The sequence below is a fragment of the Kitasatospora sp. NPDC058243 genome (genome assembly GCF_042882025.1).
In the GTDB taxonomy this organism is placed as follows: domain Bacteria; phylum Actinomycetota; class Actinomycetes; order Streptomycetales; family Streptomycetaceae; genus Kitasatospora.
Genome location: NZ_JBHVWW010000077.1, coordinates 30632 through 47235 on the forward strand (window position 1 = coordinate 30632; position 16604 = coordinate 47235).

At 74.0% G+C, this 16604-nt stretch carries 16 protein-coding genes; 3 read left to right on the forward strand and 13 right to left on the reverse strand.

Annotated features, from left to right (window positions below):
- The 6 genes from ACFVX9_RS34370 to ssuE form a co-directional block, all read right to left on the reverse strand.
- Entirely contained in the window at positions 1–615 is a 615-nt protein-coding gene (locus tag ACFVX9_RS34370) for a DapH/DapD/GlmU-related protein (protein ID WP_387985619.1), read from the reverse strand.
- A 97-nt stretch (positions 616–712) separates the two neighbouring features.
- Positions 713–1753, reverse strand: coding sequence for a glycosyltransferase family 2 protein (locus ACFVX9_RS34375; protein WP_063349120.1), 1041 nt, complete (start codon positions 1751–1753; stop codon positions 713–715).
- 236 nt (positions 1754–1989) lie between these two features.
- A complete protein-coding gene (locus ACFVX9_RS34380) occupies positions 1990–3990 on the reverse strand; it encodes a hypothetical protein (RefSeq protein ID WP_387985623.1) in 2001 nt (666 codons plus the stop codon).
- Between the two features lie 178 nt (positions 3991–4168).
- Positions 4169–6736 carry an ABC transporter permease gene (locus tag ACFVX9_RS34385; RefSeq protein WP_380486776.1) on the reverse strand — a complete coding sequence of 856 codons (2568 nt, stop codon included), beginning with the start codon at positions 6734–6736 and terminating at the stop codon, positions 4169–4171.
- A gap of 18 nt (positions 6737–6754) precedes the next feature.
- On the reverse strand, positions 6755–7543 hold the full coding sequence (locus ACFVX9_RS34390) for an ABC transporter ATP-binding protein (protein WP_380560446.1): 789 nt from the start codon (positions 7541–7543) through the stop codon (positions 6755–6757).
- Between the two features lie 333 nt (positions 7544–7876).
- Entirely contained in the window at positions 7877–8431 is a 555-nt protein-coding gene (gene ssuE, locus ACFVX9_RS34395; RefSeq protein ID WP_063349116.1) for an NADPH-dependent FMN reductase, read from the reverse strand.
- A 930-nt stretch (positions 8432–9361) separates the two neighbouring features.
- On the opposite strand from ssuE, the gene ACFVX9_RS34400 reads away from it, so the two are divergent.
- Both ACFVX9_RS34400 and ACFVX9_RS34405 read left to right on the forward strand, forming a co-directional pair.
- Entirely contained in the window at positions 9362–10294 is a 933-nt protein-coding gene (locus ACFVX9_RS34400) for an LCP family protein (protein WP_244293658.1), read from the forward strand.
- A gap of 41 nt (positions 10295–10335) precedes the next feature.
- Positions 10336–10788 (forward strand): hypothetical protein, encoded by a 453-nt coding sequence (locus ACFVX9_RS34405; protein ID WP_063349114.1) that lies wholly within the window; start codon positions 10336–10338, stop codon positions 10786–10788.
- Positions 10789–10822: 34 nt separating this feature from the next.
- On the opposite strand, the gene ACFVX9_RS34410 is transcribed toward ACFVX9_RS34405, so the two are convergent.
- A complete protein-coding gene (locus ACFVX9_RS34410) occupies positions 10823–11380 on the reverse strand; it encodes a hypothetical protein (RefSeq protein ID WP_380377338.1) in 558 nt (185 codons plus the stop codon).
- Between the two features lie 305 nt (positions 11381–11685).
- Positions 11686–12180: a peptidylprolyl isomerase gene (locus ACFVX9_RS34415; RefSeq protein ID WP_063349110.1), complete on the reverse strand. Its 495-nt coding sequence runs from the start codon at positions 12178–12180 to the stop codon at positions 11686–11688.
- Positions 12181–12328: 148 nt separating this feature from the next.
- On the opposite strand from ACFVX9_RS34415, the gene ACFVX9_RS34420 reads away from it, so the two are divergent.
- Positions 12329–12721, forward strand: coding sequence for a MerR family transcriptional regulator (locus ACFVX9_RS34420; RefSeq protein WP_380486771.1), 393 nt, complete (start codon positions 12329–12331; stop codon positions 12719–12721).
- A gap of 43 nt (positions 12722–12764) precedes the next feature.
- On the opposite strand, the gene ACFVX9_RS34425 is transcribed toward ACFVX9_RS34420, so the two are convergent.
- The 5 genes from ACFVX9_RS34425 to ACFVX9_RS34445 form a co-directional block, all read right to left on the reverse strand.
- Positions 12765–13214: a MarR family winged helix-turn-helix transcriptional regulator gene (locus tag ACFVX9_RS34425; protein ID WP_063349108.1), complete on the reverse strand. Its 450-nt coding sequence runs from the start codon at positions 13212–13214 to the stop codon at positions 12765–12767.
- Between the two features lie 75 nt (positions 13215–13289).
- Positions 13290–14909 carry an alpha/beta hydrolase gene (locus ACFVX9_RS34430; protein WP_387985632.1) on the reverse strand — a complete coding sequence of 540 codons (1620 nt, stop codon included), beginning with the start codon at positions 14907–14909 and terminating at the stop codon, positions 13290–13292.
- 133 nt (positions 14910–15042) lie between these two features.
- Complete coding sequence (locus ACFVX9_RS34435) at positions 15043–15711, reverse strand: class I SAM-dependent DNA methyltransferase (protein WP_387985635.1); 669 nt, start codon at positions 15709–15711, stop codon at positions 15043–15045.
- Positions 15712–15751: 40 nt separating this feature from the next.
- Positions 15752–16234 (reverse strand): GNAT family N-acetyltransferase, encoded by a 483-nt coding sequence (locus ACFVX9_RS34440; RefSeq protein WP_387985638.1) that lies wholly within the window; start codon positions 16232–16234, stop codon positions 15752–15754.
- Positions 16235–16334: 100 nt separating this feature from the next.
- Positions 16335–16604, reverse strand: a 270-nt coding sequence (locus tag ACFVX9_RS34445) for an acyl-CoA dehydrogenase family protein (protein ID WP_387985641.1), incomplete at its 5' end; no start/stop codon positions are given.

The window sequence follows — 16604 nt, forward strand, 5'->3', positions numbered from 1 at the left end:
CTACTCCGGAGCGAGGGTGCCGTCCGTCTCCCGGTAGTGCTCGCCGGTGCGAGGGCAGCGCCAGCGGCCGTCGCCGACGGGTTGCACCGGCTCGCCGGCGCGACCGACCCAGCCGATCCGGCGGGCCGGGACGCCGGCGGCCAGGGCGAAGTCCGGGACGTCCCGGTGGACCACCGCGCCGGCCGCGACCAGCGCCCAGCGGCCGACCGTCACCCCGGCGACCAGGACCGCCCGGCCGCCGATCGAACAGCCTTGACGGAGCGTCACCCCTTCGGCATGCCAGTCCTGTTGACGCTTGGGCCGACCGTCGGGGGTCACCGCGCGGGGGTGGCGGTCGTTGGTGAGGACGGCGGCGGGGCCGATGAACACCCCGTCCTCGACCAGCGCGGGCTCGTACACCAGCGCGTGGTTCTGCAGTTTGACCCGGTCCCCGATCCGGACGCCGGGGCCGACGTAGGCGCCGCGGCCGATCACGCACTCGGCGCCGACCACCGCGCCCTCGCGGACCTGGGCGAGGTGCCAGACCGTCGTCCCCGCGCCGATGACGGCCCGTTCGTCGACGTCCGCGCTCGGCTCGATCCGGGCCGCGCCGGGCCCGCCCTCAACTGTCGCCATGCGCACCGACGATAGCGGCACGGGCTCGACCGTCAGGGCTTGTCCGGCAATTCGCGCGCCCGGCGGGAATTGTCGGACAAACCCTGCCGGGCCGGCGTCAACTCGCCCTGGAGAGCACGTCCTTGGCGGCCGGTCCGACACTGCCTATCACCCGGCGGGCCAGTGATCGGGGCGAGGTGAGGAAGCCGAAGCCCCAGCTGAGGTGCATGGTGGCGAGCGCCACCGGCAGCATCGCCCTGGCCTTGAAGGACAGGCCGCGGCCGCCGACCAGCCCGCCGCCGAGGATGCCCAGCAGGTACGCGCCGGGCACCGCGAGGAGGGCCGGGTGGACGGCGACGCCCAGCACCAGCCCGAGGGTGACGGCCAGCAGGGCGGTCGGCGGGGCCAGGTAGCGGAGGTTGACCGAGCCGCGGTGGTAGCGGGTGACCACCCGGCGCCAACGGCCGTAGTCCTTGTACTGCTTGGCCAGCGCCTTCACCGACGGCCGGGGCCGGTAGGTCACCTTGAGCTGCGGGGTGAACCAGACCAGCCCGCCGTCCTGGCGGATCCGGTAGTTGAGCTCCCAGTCCTGGGCGCGGATGAACTCCTCGTTGTAGCCGCCGAGCTTCTCCAGCACCTCGCGCCGGAACACCCCGAGGTAGACGGTGTCCGCCGGGCCGGCCAGGCCGCCGGTGTGGAAGGCGGCGTTGCCGACACCGATCTTGGAGGTCATCGCGGCGGCGACCGCGTTCTCCCACTCGGTCTCGCCCTCGGCGTGCATGATGCCGCCGACGTTGGCGGCGTCCATCTCGTCGAGCAGCCGGACCGCGGTGGTGATGTAGCCGGGGGTGAGCAGCCCGTGGCCGTCCACGCGCACCACTATCGGATGGCGCGAGCCGCGGATCGCGGCGTTCAGCCCTGCGGGGGTGCGACCGGTGGGATTCGGCACGGTCCGTACCCGCGGGTCCTCCGCCACCAGTTCGGCCGCGATCTCCGCGGTCCGGTCGGTGGACGGACCGAGGGCGATCACCACCTCCATCGGCCCGGGGTACTCCTGGTCCAGGATGCGCCGGACCGCCGTCCGCAGGTGTCGTTCCTCGTTGAGCACCGGCATGATCACGGAGACAGCCGGCAGCTCCTCAGCAGCCTTGGTGTTCATCGGGGCCAACCGTACCGGTGCGGACACGTCTCCGTCTTGTCCCGGTCTGGGCCGCTGCACGCAGCCCGCGACGCCCGGTTGGACTCCTTGATCACGTCCACCGTACTCCGCTCCGCGTACGGGCCCGCAGCCGGGTCGGAACGGGCGGTTTCCGGAGGACGGGACGGAGCCCGGGAGAGCGCCCCCGGCGGGGTTCGGCGGCGGCCGCGCGGGTTCGGTGCAGGTTCGGCGCAGGTTCAGAGCAGGTGGTGAACGATGGTGAAGAGCGCGTAGCCGGCCAGCGACAACCGGTTCAGCAGGTGCTGCGGGCCGCCCAGCCGGTCCGGCAGCGACCGGTGCGGACGCAGGTCCGGCCGGTGGGCGGCGGTCGCGACGGCCCGGGCCAGCTCGACCGGGTCGTAGCGGTCCCCGAAGTGTCCGGCCAGCCAGGCGGCCGGGCGGCTGCCGACGGTGACCTCCTCGCCCGAGCGCAGCTGGACGGTGAGCAGGTTGCGGTGGACGGCGGCCGCGTTGATCTCCTCCCACCGAAAGGCCCGGGTGCGCAGCGCGGTGGCGATCCGCAGGCCGTCCCGGTCGGCGACCATCTGCCAGGAGAGGGTGCGGCCGCAGGCGAGGATCGCCACCGTGCCGGTCAGCAGCGGGTGCACCAGCCCGCCCCACCAGCCGCTCCTGCCGAGCAGCACGACGAGGCCCGCGAGCAGCAGGGCGGGCACCGGACCGGCCACCGCCCGCAGCGGCAGCGGCATCTCCCAGCGCCGGGCGGGCACCGGGTCGGCGTCCGGCCCGGCCGCGGGGGCGGCGGCCACCGTCTCGGCGGTCAGGGCGGCGACGGCCAGTTCCCGCTCCCGGTAGCCCTCGGTGCGCCGGCCCGGCCGCGGGGCCCGGGCGGCGGGGGCGACCACGGCCGCCACCCAGCGCGGGTCGTGGTCCAGCAGTCCGGGGCGGACCAGGAGCTGCTGCTCCGGCCCGTCGGGCCCCCGGTACAGCACGGCCGGCACGCTCCGGCCGGCGCGGGCGAGCCAGGCGGCGGCCTGCTCCGGGGTCAGCCGTTCGAAGACGTCCCCGGGCTCCTCCTCTTCCTCGTCGTAGGAGACTTCGAGTTCGAGGTGGTCGGCGTCGTCGTCCTCGGTCTCCAGGTGTTCGGGCACCCAGGCCGGGCCCTCGCCGTCCGGGGCGCCGTAGCGGGCCCAGCGGTAGCGGTCGCGCTCGACCAGCCGCCAGAGCGCGGGGCCGTCCGGCGGGCCGTCCAGCGGCTGCACCAGCAGGTCGCCCTGGGCGTCGGCGCGGACCCGGACGGCGAGGGCGGGCGCGGAGCCCGCGAAGGGGGGCCGGGAGCGGCGGGCGTTCGCGGTGGCGGCCGAGCCGAGCAGCAGCAGGCCGGGCAGGGCGAGCAGGCCGCCGGCGGTCAGCGCGCCGGTGAGGTCGTAGTCGTCGCCGGCGGCGCGGACGGCGGCGCCGTCCACCAGCAGCGGGACGGGCTCGCCGGGCTGCGGCGGCCGGGCCCACCAGACGTCCAGCCGGGCGGTGCGTTCCGGGCCGCCGCCGGGTGGGTGGAAGCGGACGGTCAGGACGCCGTCCCGGTCGGTGTCGCCCGCGGTGCCGGTGACCTGGTCGGCCCGTTCGGCGCTCGCCTGCTGCCGGGCCTGCCCCCACAGCCCGTACAGCGGGAACGCCAGGGCGGCGGCGAGCAGCAGGCCGCCGAGCGCGCGGCGCAGCACCGGCGGGCCGTCGGGGTGGACGGGCGAGGGCGCTCCGGCGGCGGTCCAGGGGAAGGGGACGGGCGGGGCCATCAGTTCGTCGAGCTGCTGGCGGGCGCGGCGGCGGCCGAGCTCGGCGCCGATCAGCGCGGCGGAGAGCAGCAGGTGGAGCAGGACGGCCGTCCAGCGGCAGAGCGGGGTGACCAGGCCGTGCGGGGCGTACCAGAGCACCGCGAGGACGGCCGGCGGGACCAGCGCCCGGCCGCGGAACCGGCCGGCCAGCAGGACCACTTCGGCGAGCACCGACCAGACGGCCAGCGAGGAGCCCCAGGTGTCCCGGCAGACGCCCTGGACGTTGCAGTCGCCGGGGGTCGGCTCCACCGCGGTGGCCAGGATCACGAAGGCGGCCGGCAGCAGCGCCGACCAGCGGCTGTCCAGGCGCCAGGCGGTGCGGGCGGCGCGCCAGCGGGCGGCAGCGGCGGCGGTGAGGGGCGCGGCGCTGGGCAGCGGCGGGGCGTCCGGGGTATCCGGGGCGAACATCGGACGATCATCTCAGTCGGCCTGGGGCGGCCCGCGCCGCAGGGGCCGGGTGCTGCCCGCACCCGGCCCCTGCCCCCCGTTCCCCCCTCGGCGGCCCCCCAGCCGCCGGGTCCTGCGGCCCTCGCCGCCCGGTCAGTCCGTCGCGACGGCCGCGGTCGAACCGTCGCGACGGCCCCGGTCAGTCCGTCGCGATGGCCGCGAGGACGTTCATCCGCCCGGCCCGGAAGGCCGGGACAAGGGCGGCGACCAGTCCGATCACCACCGAGGCGACCAGCGTCACCGCGAGCGTGGTCGTCGGGACGGAGAGCGTGGCCAGGCCCTGGTCGCGCAGCACCCGCTGGGCGGTGACGCCCCAGGCCAGCCCGAGCCCGGTGCCCAGGACCGCGCCGAACACCGAGATCACCACGGCCTCCAGCCGGATCATCCGGCGCAGCTGGCGGCGGGAGAGCCCGATCGCCCGCAGCAGGCCGATCTCCCTGGTCCGCTCGACCACCGACAGCGCCAGGGTGTTGACCACCCCGAGCACGGCGACCGTGATGGAGAGGCCGACCAGGCCGTAGATCAGGTAGAGCAGGGTGTTGACCTGGGACTGCACGACCTCCTTGTAGCCGGCCTGGTCCTTGATGGTCAGCTGCGGGTACTCCTTGAGCGCGCCCTCCAGGGCGGTCAGCGTCTTCGCGACGTCGGCTCCGGAGGAGGCCTTGGCGAAGAACGTCCAGACCGGCGGCTGCTCGTCGGCGGGCACGGCCCTGGCCATGGTGTCGAAGTCGACGAAGGAGCCGTCGCCGAACAGCGAGCCCTTCGCGAACACGGCGCCCACCGGCAGCACCTGGGTGCGGCCCTTGCCGTAGGCGACGGTCACCTGGTCGCCGACCTTCAGGCCGTGGTCCTTCGCGAAGGCCTCGCCGATCCCCAGCTCGCCCCGCCCGATCGCGTCCACCGAACCGGCGGTGACCGGGAGGTGGAAGTCGGTGCCGAAGAAGGCGGGCGGCGCGGCGGTGAGGTTGGTCTTCGCGCTCCGGCCGTCCGGCAGCTGGAGCTTGGGGTTGAAGAACTTCTGGGTGGTGACGTGGTCGATGCCCGGGGTCCGGCGGACGGCGTCCAGCATCTCGGGGGTGATGGAGGTGCGGCCGCCCTGGACGATGTAGTCCGCGCCCACCGACCGGTCGATCTGCGCGTTGGCCGAGGTGACCGTCGAGGCGCTGAACACCGAGGAGCCGATCACCAGCGCCAGTCCGATCATCAGCGCGGCGGCGGTGGCCCCGGTGCGACGCGGGTTGCGCATCGCGTTTCGCTGGGCGAGCCGGCCGGACGAGCCGAACAGCGCCGGCAGCAGCGCGCCCAGCACCCGCACCACGGCGGTGGCCAGCAGCGGGCCGAGCACCACGAAGCCGATCAGGGTGAGCAGCACGCCGAGACCCAGGTACTGGCCGCCGGTGGCCGCCTTCTGCGCCTGCGCGGCCAGCACCAGCAGACCGCCGCCGCCCGCCGTCAGGACGAGGCCGACCACCGTGCGGACCAGGTTGGCGCGGCCCTCGGCCGGCGTGCCGTGGTCGCGCAGGGCGGCCATCGGCGCGATCCGGCTCGCCCGGCGGGCCGGGACCCAGGCCGCCACCAGGGTCACCACGATGCCCAGGGCGTACCCGGCGAGGAACACCGTCGGACCGATCTTCAGGTCGCCCGCGTCGAGCTTCATGCCGATCGCGTTCATCAGCTTGATCAGGCCGACCGCGATGCCCAGACCGGCCGCGACCCCGAGGGTCGAGCCGAGCACGCCGAGGATCAGCGCCTCGACCAGGACCGAGCGGTTCACCTGCTGGCGGCTGCCGCCGATGGCGCGCAGCAGGCCGATCTCCCGGGTGCGCTGGGCGACCAGCATCGAGAAGGTGTTGATGATCAGGAAGCAGCCGACGAACGCCGAGATGAGCGAGAAGCCGAGCATCGCGTTCTTCATGAAGCCGAGGCCGCTGCCGATGCTCTTGGTGTTCTCGTCCTTCTGCTCGGCCGCGGTCTTGACCTGGTAGCCGGCGCCCAGCTCGGCCAGGGCGTCGGCCTTCAGCCGGTCGTTGCCGCGGCTGCCGTCGCCGAACGCCTCGACCGAGGTGTACGCCTGCTCGCCGAGCAGCACCTGCTGGGCGGTCGGGGTGTCCAGGAAGGCCAGCGCCGCACCGGGGTTGGTGGTGGTGAAGGAGGCGATGCCGGAGATCGTGAACTCGTGCCGGCCGTCGGCGTTGTCGACCCGGAGCTTGGCGCCGACGCCGAGTCCGGACTTCTTCGCGGTGTCCGCGTCCAGCACCAACTCGCCCGCGTTCCGCGGGGCGTGGCCCTGGGTGAGACGCACCGCGCTGCGCGGGGTCTCGGTCCAGTTGCCGACCAGGGTCGGCGCACCGGAGGTCGGGCCGACCAGCTTGTTGGTGGCCGGGTCGACCAGGGTCGCGTTCTCGACCATGACCTGGCCGACCGCCGACTTCACCCCCGGCACCGCGGCGAGCTGCTGTGCGGCCGCCACCGGGACGGTCCGCGGCTTGTCTGAGGCCTGCTGGTCGTCGTCCTCGGCCGGCTTGGGCGGCTGGACGGAGACGTCGGAGGCGGTCGCGGCGAACAGCTTGTCGAAGGTGCTGGTCGCGGTGTCGGAGAAGACCAGGGTGCCGGAGACGAACGCGACCGACAGCATCACGGCGATCAGGGAGAGCACCATGCGGCCCTTGTGGGCGAAGAAGCTCCGCAGAGCGGTCTTGAGCAGCATCTGTCCCGTCCCGCCCGCTCAGCTGGTCCGCTTGCCGTCGAAACGGCGCATGCGTTCGAGGACGGAGTCGGCGGTGGGCGCGTGCATCTCGTCGACGATCAAGCCGTCGGCGAGGAAGAGCACGCGGTCCGCGTAGCCCGCGGCGACCGGGTCGTGGGTCACCATCACGATGGTCTGGCCCAGTTCGTCGACCGAACGGCGCAGGAAGGTGAGCACCTCGGCGCCGGCCCGGGAGTCCAGGTTGCCGGTGGGCTCGTCGCCGAAGATGATCTCGGGCCGGGCGGCCAGCGCCCGGGCCACCGCGACGCGCTGCTGCTGACCGCCGGAGAGCTGCGCCGGGCGGTGCTTGAGCCGGCCGGCCAGGCCGACGGTCTCCACCACCTGGTCCAGCCAGGCCTGGTCCGGCCGGCGGCCGGCGATGTCCATCGGCAGCGTGATGTTCTCCAGCGCGGACAGCGTCGGGAGCAGGTTGAACGCCTGGAAGATGAAGCCGATCTTGTCCCGGCGCAGCCTGGTCAGCTGCTTGTCCTTGAGGCCGGTGATCTCGGTGTCGCCGATCCAGATCCGCCCGGCGCTGACCGTGTCCAGGCCGGCCAGGCAGTGCATCAGGGTCGACTTCCCGGAGCCCGACGGGCCCATGATCGCGGTGAAGCGGCCGCGCTGGATGTCGACGTCCACCGCGTCGAGCGCGGTGACCCTGGTCTCGCCCGCGCCGTACGCCTTGCTGACCTGGCGGGCCGCGGCGGCGACGGCGGGCGCGCCGTCGGGAAGCTGGGGGTCGTACACGGCTGTGGCTGCCGTCGTCACTGGAGTCTCCTAAGAAGTGGGCCCGACCGTCGACCCCGGCCGGCCCCTCCGTGCGCGGGCATGCCGCAGGACGCGGGCATGGCGCAGGAAGGGTCGTCGACCGGGAGTTGACCCCACCCACCGGGCCCGGCGGGCGCCGGCTCCCGGGAGAACCTCGCCCCTCGTCGGCACGAGCGGGGACGTCCACAACGTTATGAGCAACGGCGGGCACGCTCGTCATCCGCCGGAATGAAGCCGCCCGACCAAGGATCTACGGGGCGCGGCGCCCCTCCCCCTAGGGGGTGCCGCGGCCCGTCTCGGGGACGCCCCGTACGGGGTCCGGGCCCCGGTTCCTCAGCCGGTCAGCGCCGGTGCGGCCAGCCGCTCCAAGGCCTGCGCGAAACCCTCCACGACCGGGGCCAGCAGGGTATCGGTCTCGCGCTCGACCAGGGTCGTCCCGTCCTCCCTGGTGGTGATGTGGCGGTCGAGCACGAACCAGCCCTGGGTGATGTGGCCGGCGCCCATCGAGCTGAGCACCGGGCGCAGCGCGTAGTCCACCGCCAGCACGTGCGCGGGCGAGCCGCCGGTGGCCAGCGGCAGGACGGCCTTGCCGGCCAGCGCGTACTGCGGGAGCACGTCCAGCAGGGCCTTCAACAGGCCCGAGTAGGCGGCCTTGTAGACGGGGGTGCCGATCACGACGCCGTCCGCCCGGGCGAACAGCTCGGTCACGGCGACGATCTCCGGGTGGTCGAAGTCGCCCGACAGCAGCGCGTGCGCGGGCAGGCTGCGCGCCTCGAACGGGACGACGTGGTGGCCGCGGGCCTCCAGCCCGGCGTCGACGTGGCGCAGCAGGCGGGTGGTGCGGGAGGTGGCGGACGGGGAGCCGGAAACGGACAGGACGGTGGCCATGGGGTTCACCTTTGGCTGGAGGCGGGGGCGGCGCGACGCGGTGCAGGAGGACCGCTGCGGGTCGGAGCCCGGGAAGGTGTTTCGACGTGCTCGACGCGTTCGAGGTGAGGTGCTCGGCGTGGGTGGGGTGACGCCGAGGTGGTCCGGTGGGCGCGCTTCAGCCGCGACAGAGCGAACAGGCCACACCACGCCGCAGGTCGACGTGCCGCCGACGCGTGAGTGCCCAACGCTGATCCATACCCGAAATGCAAACACGCTGCGTTCGAACCGGTCAAGAATCGTTTCGCCAGTTGAACGGCGGGTGACGTGACGCGTGGTGACCGGGCTCACGTCGACCCGGCGCCCGCGCCGTCCCGCCCCGTCCCGCCCCACCGTCGTACGGCCGCGCGGAAGTTGCGGCGGAACGATCCGACCCGTGCATCAAAACTGCTACAAGCGACCTGGTGAGTACCCCGGGGGGAGTCAGCACGAGCGGGGTCGGGCATCCTCGACGACATGAACACGTGGCAGGAGGGCCGCCCGGGAGGCGGCGGGAACCCGTACCGAGACGGGAACCCGTATGGGGGCGGCGGCAACGGCGGCGCGTACGGGCGCGGCGGGGGCGGCGGGGCGGCCGAGCCGCCGCTGCCGTCGTCGATGAACCCGCGCGGGCCGGGTGCGCCCGCGCCACGACAGCCGGAGCCGTCGCGGCTCGGCGGCGTCCCGCCGCAGGGTCCGGGCGGGCAGCCCGGCGGCCGTCCCGGGGGGCCTGGCGGGCCTGGGGGCCCCGGTGGTCCTGGTGGTCCTGGTGGTCCTAACGGTCCCGGGGGTCCCGGACGGCCGGGTGGGCCCGGGGGCCCGGGCGGCGCCCAGCCGGGCGGTATACAGACCAAGCGGTGGCCGCGGCGGCGGATCGTCAAGTGGTCGGTCTTCGGCCTCCTGATCGCCGTCATGGTCACCGCCGTCTCGACCTGGTTCTGGGCCGACTCCAAGCTCAACCACGAGAACGTGCTCGCCGACTACCCCGGCCGCCCGCCGGCCGGCAAGGGCACCAACTGGCTGATCGTCGGCTCCGACAGCCGCCAGGGCCTCACCGACTCGGAACAGGACGACCTGCACACCGGTCACGACACCGAGGGCAAGCGCAGCGACTCGATGATGGTCCTGCACGTCGGGGACAACGGAAACACCCTGATGAGCATCCCGCGCGACTCCTGGGTGCCGATCCCCGAGTACAAGAGCAGCAGCGGCAAGACCCTCAAGGGCACCACCTCGAAGATCAACTCGGCCTTCGGCAACGGCGGCGGCCGCCTCCTCGTCCAGACCGTCGAGCTGAACACCGGCATCCGCATCGACCACTACGCCGAGATCGGCTTCGCCGGCTTCGTCGGCATCGTCGACTCCATCGGCGGCGTCGAGATGCACATCGACCAGGACCTCAAGGACAAGGACTCCGGCCTCGACCTCAAGGCCGGCGACCAGACCCTTAACGGCAAGCAGGCCCTCGCCTTCGTCCGCCAGCGCCACCAGATGGCCGACCAGGACCTCGGCCGGATGCGCAACCAGCAGAAGTTCCTCGGCGCCCTCGCCCACCAGGCCGCCTCCCCCGGCACCGTGCTGAACCCGTTCACCTTCTACCCGCTGGTCGACTCCGCCCTCGGCACCCTCATCGTCGACGACGACGCCGGCCTCACCGACCTCGGCTCGCTCTTCCTCGCCATGAAGGACGTCAACGGCGGCGGCGGCAAGACCCTGACCGTCCCGATCGGCAACCCGGACTACCGGACCAAGACCGGGGAGTCGGCGGTGCTGTGGGACGCCGCCAAGTCCAAGCAGGTCTTCGACGCCTTCAAGAACGACACCGCGGTACCGGACATCAAGTAACCCCCTGTGACGTGAAGTAGCCGCGCCGCCACAATGGGTGGATGTCACTCGTCACCGCGCTCGTCTACCGCCGCCGCCACCGCCTCCTGGGCCGCCTGGTCCAGGAGGCGCTCGCGCTCTACGGCATGGAGGTGCCCGCCGCCTGCGAGATCGGGCCCGGGCTCGTCGTGTTCCACCGCGGCTTCGGCACGGTGCTCCACCCGTACACCACCCTCGGCGCCGGCGTGACGCTCTACAACGGGGTCACCATCGGCCGGGCCGACCCGTGGGTGCCGCAGGAGCGGAGCGCCATGCGGCGGGTGGTGGTCCAGGACGGCGCGGTGCTGTGCGCGGGCGCCAAAGTGGTGTGCAAGGAGGGCGTGCTCACCGTCGGCGCAGGCACCGTCATCGGCGCCAACGCCGTGCTCACCCGCTCCACCGGGCCCGGCGAGATCTGGGCCGGCGCCCCCGCCCGCAAGGTCGGCCTGCGGGACGGGGCCCGGACGGCGGCCTGACCAGCCGACGGGAGCAGGCCCGTACCGCAGTCGCCTAACCCGCCTGCGGGAGCAGGCCGGTGCCGCACTCGGGGAAGCGAACCAGCCACTCCCCCTCGCCGCCGGCGGCCTCGGTGGCACCCGCGTAGCCGTAGTGGATCAGCCGCCCCTCGCCGCCCGCCAGCCAGCGGGCGCCGGTCAGGTGCACGGTCAGGGCCGCCGGGCGGTGCGGATCGGGCCGCTCCAGCACCAGTTCGTGCTCGGCCTCGCCCGGCCGGAAGGCCACCGCGGTCTCCGTGGTCGGCCGGCGCGGGCTGCCACCCTCCCGGTACGTCCAGTACGCGGCCACCGTCACCGTGAGCGCGCCGTCCACGCCGCCGGTGCCCGGCCGCACGTACTCCTCGTCCGGCACCCAGCGCGAGTGGTGGCGGATCTCCTCCGGCCCCCAGCGCTCGTCCCAGCGCACCCAGTAGCCCGCCACCCGCTTGACCGTCATGACCTCGCAGGCGACCCGCACCGCGATCCGCGCCGGATTGACCGGCTCGCACGAGGCGAGCGAGACCACCGTCACCTGCTCGTACGTCACCGCGCCGTCGTCGGCGTCCTGTTCCATCGGTGAACCACCTTGCCGGAGTGTCGAGTTCGCCGCGGCTCCGACCGCGCACGGAGAGCCTAGAGCGACCGCGCCGGCGCACGCAGTGATTGCCCGGTTCCGGCCCGCCCGCCCACCCACCCGGCTACCCTGCCCCCGCACTCCGGGAGCCGGTCGAGGCCGAAGTGGTCCAGTCGGGCGACCAGGGCCTACGCCGCCCGCCGGACATGCCGCCTCCGGACACGCCACCGCCCCGGGGTGGGAAGTCGACTGATCAGACTTCCGCGGCCGGGGCGGTGTGCGGTTTCGAACTGATGAACCGGTGACTACTCGACGATGCCGGACTTGGCGATGGTGACCTTCGCCGAGGTGCGGCCGCTCTGCGAGCCGAGCTTCTCGACCGCCGTCACGACGTCCATGCCCTCGACGACCTCGCCGAAGACGACGTGCTTGCCGTCCAGCCAGTCGGTGACGATGGTGGTGATGAAGAACTGCGAGCCGTTGGTGTTGCGGCCGGCGTTGGCCATCGACAGCAGGCCCGGGCGGGTGTGCTTGGCCTGGAAGTTCTCGTCGGCGAACTTCTCGCCGTAGATGCTCTTGCCACCGGTGCCGTTGTGGTTGGTGAAGTCACCGCCCTGCAGCATGAACTGCGGGATCACGCGGTGGAAGCCGGAGCCCTCGTAGCCGAAGCCGTTCTGGCCGGTCGCGAGCTCGCGGAAGTTGCGGGCGGTCTTGGGGACGACGTCGTCGTACAGCTTGAAGACGATGCGGCCCGACGGAACGCCGTCGATCTCGATGTCGAAGAAAACGTTGGAAGCCATGCAGGGATCATGGCACGACCCGTCGGCCGACGCGCGTCACCCCCGGCACGGCGCCGGGTGGCGGTCCCGTGTTATCCGGCCGGTGCGAGGGCCGCGGAAGCTAACATCGGCGTCAGGTTCAAGCGGTCACGGCGACGGGGTGGGCGGCATGCGGATCGGTGAACTGGCCCGGCGGACGGGCGTGAGCGAGCGCTCGCTGCGCTACTACGAGCAGCAGGGCCTGCTGGCCGCCCGGCGGACCGACGGCAGGCACCGGGAGTACCCGGAGCCGGCGGTGGACCGGGTCGTGCTGATCCAGGAACTGTTCGCGGCCGGGCTGCACAGCCGCACGATCTACAAGATCCTCCCCTGCATGCGCGACTCCGACGGCGGCCCGAACGAGGTCGCCACCCCGCTGCTGGTCGAGGAGCTGGCCTCCGAACGGGACCGGATCGACCGGATGGTCACCGACCTGCTCCGCTCCCGCGACGTGCTGGACGAGGTGATCGCGACCGCCTCCGGCCGGCCGCGGGCCGGGGCGGCGGAGGCCGACCCGGTGTAGCCGACGCGGTGTAGCCGACGCGGTGTAGCCCCGGGCCCGGGGCTCAGGCCTTCAGCTTGCGCCAGACCGCCTCCAGGGCCGCGATGTCGCCCTCGTCGAGCCGGTCGGTGAAGACCGGCGCGAGGACGGCCCGCCGGGTGGCGTCGGCCTCGGCGAAGGCGGCGCGGCCCTGCCCGGTCAGTTCGATCCGCACCGACCGGGCGTCGGAGGCGGAGGGCGTGCGGGCCACCAGGCCGCGTGCGGCCAGGGCGTCGACCACCCGGGAGACCTGGCTGCGGCTGAGCATCGTCTTCGCGCCCAGGTCGGAGGCGGCGACCGGCTCCTGCTGCCCGTTGAGCCAGAGCATCACCTCGAACCAGGACAGCGACAGCCCGTGCACCCGGGTGAGCTCGCGGTCCACCTGGGCGGCGAGGGTGGTGCCGGCCCAGACCAGGCCGTAGAAGGCGTGGTCCCGCTCGGACAGCGGGCCCAGGGAGAGGTCGGCACGGTTCATGACGTTCATCGTACCGAGGTGCGTGCGCGTGCACGGATTCCGCGCACGCGCACGACCAGGGCGGCCGGGCAGGACCTAGAACGCCTGGTGGTCCGGCTCGCAGACCGTGCCGGGCGGCGGGAGCTCACCGCTGACCAGGTACCGCTGCTCGCGGTCCCAGGCGCAGGCGCTCGGGTTGCCCAGCGCCGTGTGGCCGTAGCCGTGGACGGTCAGCAGGCGGCCGCGGGCGAGGGTGTCGGCCAGCGCGCGGGAGCCTTCGTAGGGCCAGGCCGGGTCGCCGGTGAGGGCCACGACCAGGATCGGCGCGGAGGTCGGCCGGTTCCACGGGCCGGTGTAGCGGTCCCGGGCGGCCTCGGCCGGCCAGGCGGCGCAGCGCTGGTTCTGCCAGACCAGGTACGGGCCGGTGGCGCCCGCACGGGCCCGGGCGAGGGCGGACAGCGCCGGGTAGGTGGTGTCGGCGGCCGGGTCGGCACCGGAGGCGGGCGGGTTGACGGTGTCGGCGCAGAGCGCCCCGAGGGTCTGCGCCTGCTTGAGCTGGCCGCCGGTCGGCAGCGGCGCCGAGGCGTCCGGGGCGGCGGTCCACAGCTGCTGGAGCAGTCCGCCCAGCGCCGGCCAGCCGGTGCCGGGGGCGTTCGGCACCGGGGTGGCGGCGTAGAGCATCGGCAGGACGGTGGAGGCGGTGGAGGCCTGGTCGAAGGTGACCGCCGCCGGCGGGGTGCCGAGCGTCACCGGTGTCCGGCCGAGCCGGTCGAGCAGTTCGGCGAACTTGGCGCGGGTGGCGTCCCGGTCCGCCGCCGCGAAGGCGCAGGCGGTGGGGCCGGCGTCGGCGCACTGGTCAAGGAAGGCGTCGAGGGTGCGGGCGCCGGCGAGGTCGCTGCCGGTGCGCAGGAACGGCGGCAGGGCGCGCTGCTGCGGCGAGCGCCCGGTGGACCAGGCGACCGGGTCGGGGGCGCTGTCCAGCACCATCGCGCGCACCCGGGTCGGGAAGAGGTTGGCGTAGGTGGCGCCCAGGTAGCTGCCGTACGAGGTGCCGAGGTAGCTCAGCCGGCGGTCGCCGACGGCGGCGCGCAGCAGGTCCAGGTCGCGGGCCGTGTCGGCGGTGGAGAGGTGGGCGAGCAGGCCGGTCCGCTCGTTGTCGGCGCACTGGCGGCCGAAGCGCGCGTACGTCGTCGCCCAGGCCGACTCCTGGGCGGCGCCGACCGGGTAGCCGGCCGGCAGCCCGGCGAGCAGGCCCTGCTCGGCCGCCGCGTCCGGGAAGCACTGCGGCAGGGTGGAGTCGCCGACGCCGCGCGGGTCGAAGCCGACCAGGTCGAACCGCTCCCGCACCTGCGCCGGGAGCATCCCGTACACGGCGGGCAGCGCCTGGGTGCCGGGCACGGCCGGGCCGCCGGGGTTGAAGAACAGCGAGCCGATCCGGTGCGCCGGGTCGGTCGCGGGGTGCCGGATGACGGCCAGCTCGACGGTGCGCCCGGCCGGGTCGCGGTAGTCCATCGGCACCGTGGCGCGGGCGCAGTCGAAGTCCGGTACGCAGGACCGCCAGTCCAGCCGGGGCACCGGCGCCGCCGGGGCCGCCGGGGCCGCCGGGGCCGCCGGGGCCGCCGCCGCCGAGGCGGCCGGGGCGAGACCGGCCAGCAGCAGCCCGGCGGCCGCGGCGGCGCCGGTTCTGAGGGCGGAGGTGAGGCGGGGTCGGGGCATGGGGCAGGGCCTCCCGTTTCGGCGGACTGACGTGCAGTCACCAAGATTCGGGGCACCCTCTGTCAGACCTCTCACACCCCGCCGGCACCACTGTCATGCCGCTGTCACCGCCGCCCCAGGCGACTCAGGCGGCTCAGGCGGGCTTGCGGGCCAGCAGGTAGGCCTGCGGGGTCGGCTGCACGCCCTCCTCCGGCTCGCGGAGCGTGCGGGAGGTGAGCCGCAGGCCGGCCGCACGGATCAACTCCGCGATCCGGTCCGGCTGCTGGCGGCGGAAGTCCAGCGCCACCGGGTGCCCGAAGGGCTGGTCGATCCGCAGCGGCTCGTCGCCGACCTGGAAGGCGAGCAGCAGGTGGCCGCCCGGGGCGAGCACCCGCGCGAACTCGGCGAACACCTCCGGCAGGCGCTCCGCCGGGGTGTGGATGATCGAGTACCAGGCGACCGCGCCGGTCAACTCGCCGTCCCGCAGCGGGAGATCGAACAGCGAACCCTCGGCGAAGTCCAGCCCGGGGTACGTCGCGCGGGCCAGCTCGACCATCCTCGGCGACAGGTCGATGCCGCGGACGTCGAGACCGAGGCCGTGCAGGTGGTGCGTCACCCGGCCGGGGCCGCAGCCCAGTTCGGCCACCGGGCCGTCCGCGCGCCCGGTACGGACCAGCTCGGCGCGGACCAGCTCGGCGAAGGCCGCGAGCACCGCCCGGGACAGCGGTTCACCGGCCAGTTCGTCGCGGAAGCGGTCGGCGTAGTCGACCGCGATGGCGTCGTAGAACGCCCTGGTCGTGGCGAGGAAGTCCGGCTCCGTCATGGTCCGGCACCCTACTCGTCACCGCCGGTCCCTGGGGCGGTCAGCGCACGGCCGGCTCCAGCTCCAGCTCCGCCACCGTCTGGTCGCCGCTCGTCTCGCCGGTCGGGCGGAAGCCCAGGCCGGTGTAGAAGGCCGCGGGGCCCTCCGGGCCGGGGACGTACGTGACGGTGGCGCGGGTGCCGCCCCGGCGGCGGATCTCGGCGCAGACCTGCTCGACGGCGAAGCGGCCGTAGCCGCCGCGCTGCCGGTCGGCGTCGACGAGCAGGCGCCAGAGGCCGGAGCGGGGGCGGTCGTCGGGCTGCTCGGGGTTGAACCCGATGTCGAAGAACGCCATCACGAAGCCGACCGGCCGTTCCCCGTCCATGATCAGCCGGGGCCAGGCGGTGTCCCCGTGGGCGTACGCCTCGGCCAGCGACGTCGCCACCGGCGCGACCAGGGCCTCCTGGTCGGGGCGCACCTTCAGGGCGAGGGCGGCGTCGATGGTGTCGGGGGTGATCCGGGCCAGGCTCAGTGCGGAGGACATGGCGGGCAGCCTACGAAGCGGGGCCGCCCGCCGTCGCCCGGTTTTCGGGGCCGAGGCGCGGTCGGGGCCGAGGTTTGGTCGGGGCCGAAGCGCCGTCCGGCTACGGCAGGTTGCGGGCCATGACGATGCGCTGGATCTGGTTGGTCCCCTCGTAGATCTGGGTGATCTTCGCGTCCCGCATCATCCGCTCCACCGGGTAGTCCCGCGTGTACCCGTACCCGCCCAGCAACTGCACCGCATCCGTCGTGATCTCCATCGCCGCATCCGACGCGTAACACTTCGCCGCCGCCCCGAAGAACGTCAGATCCCCGTCCCCACGCTGCGACTTCGCCGCCGCCGCATACGTCAACTGCCGCGCCGCCTCCAGCTT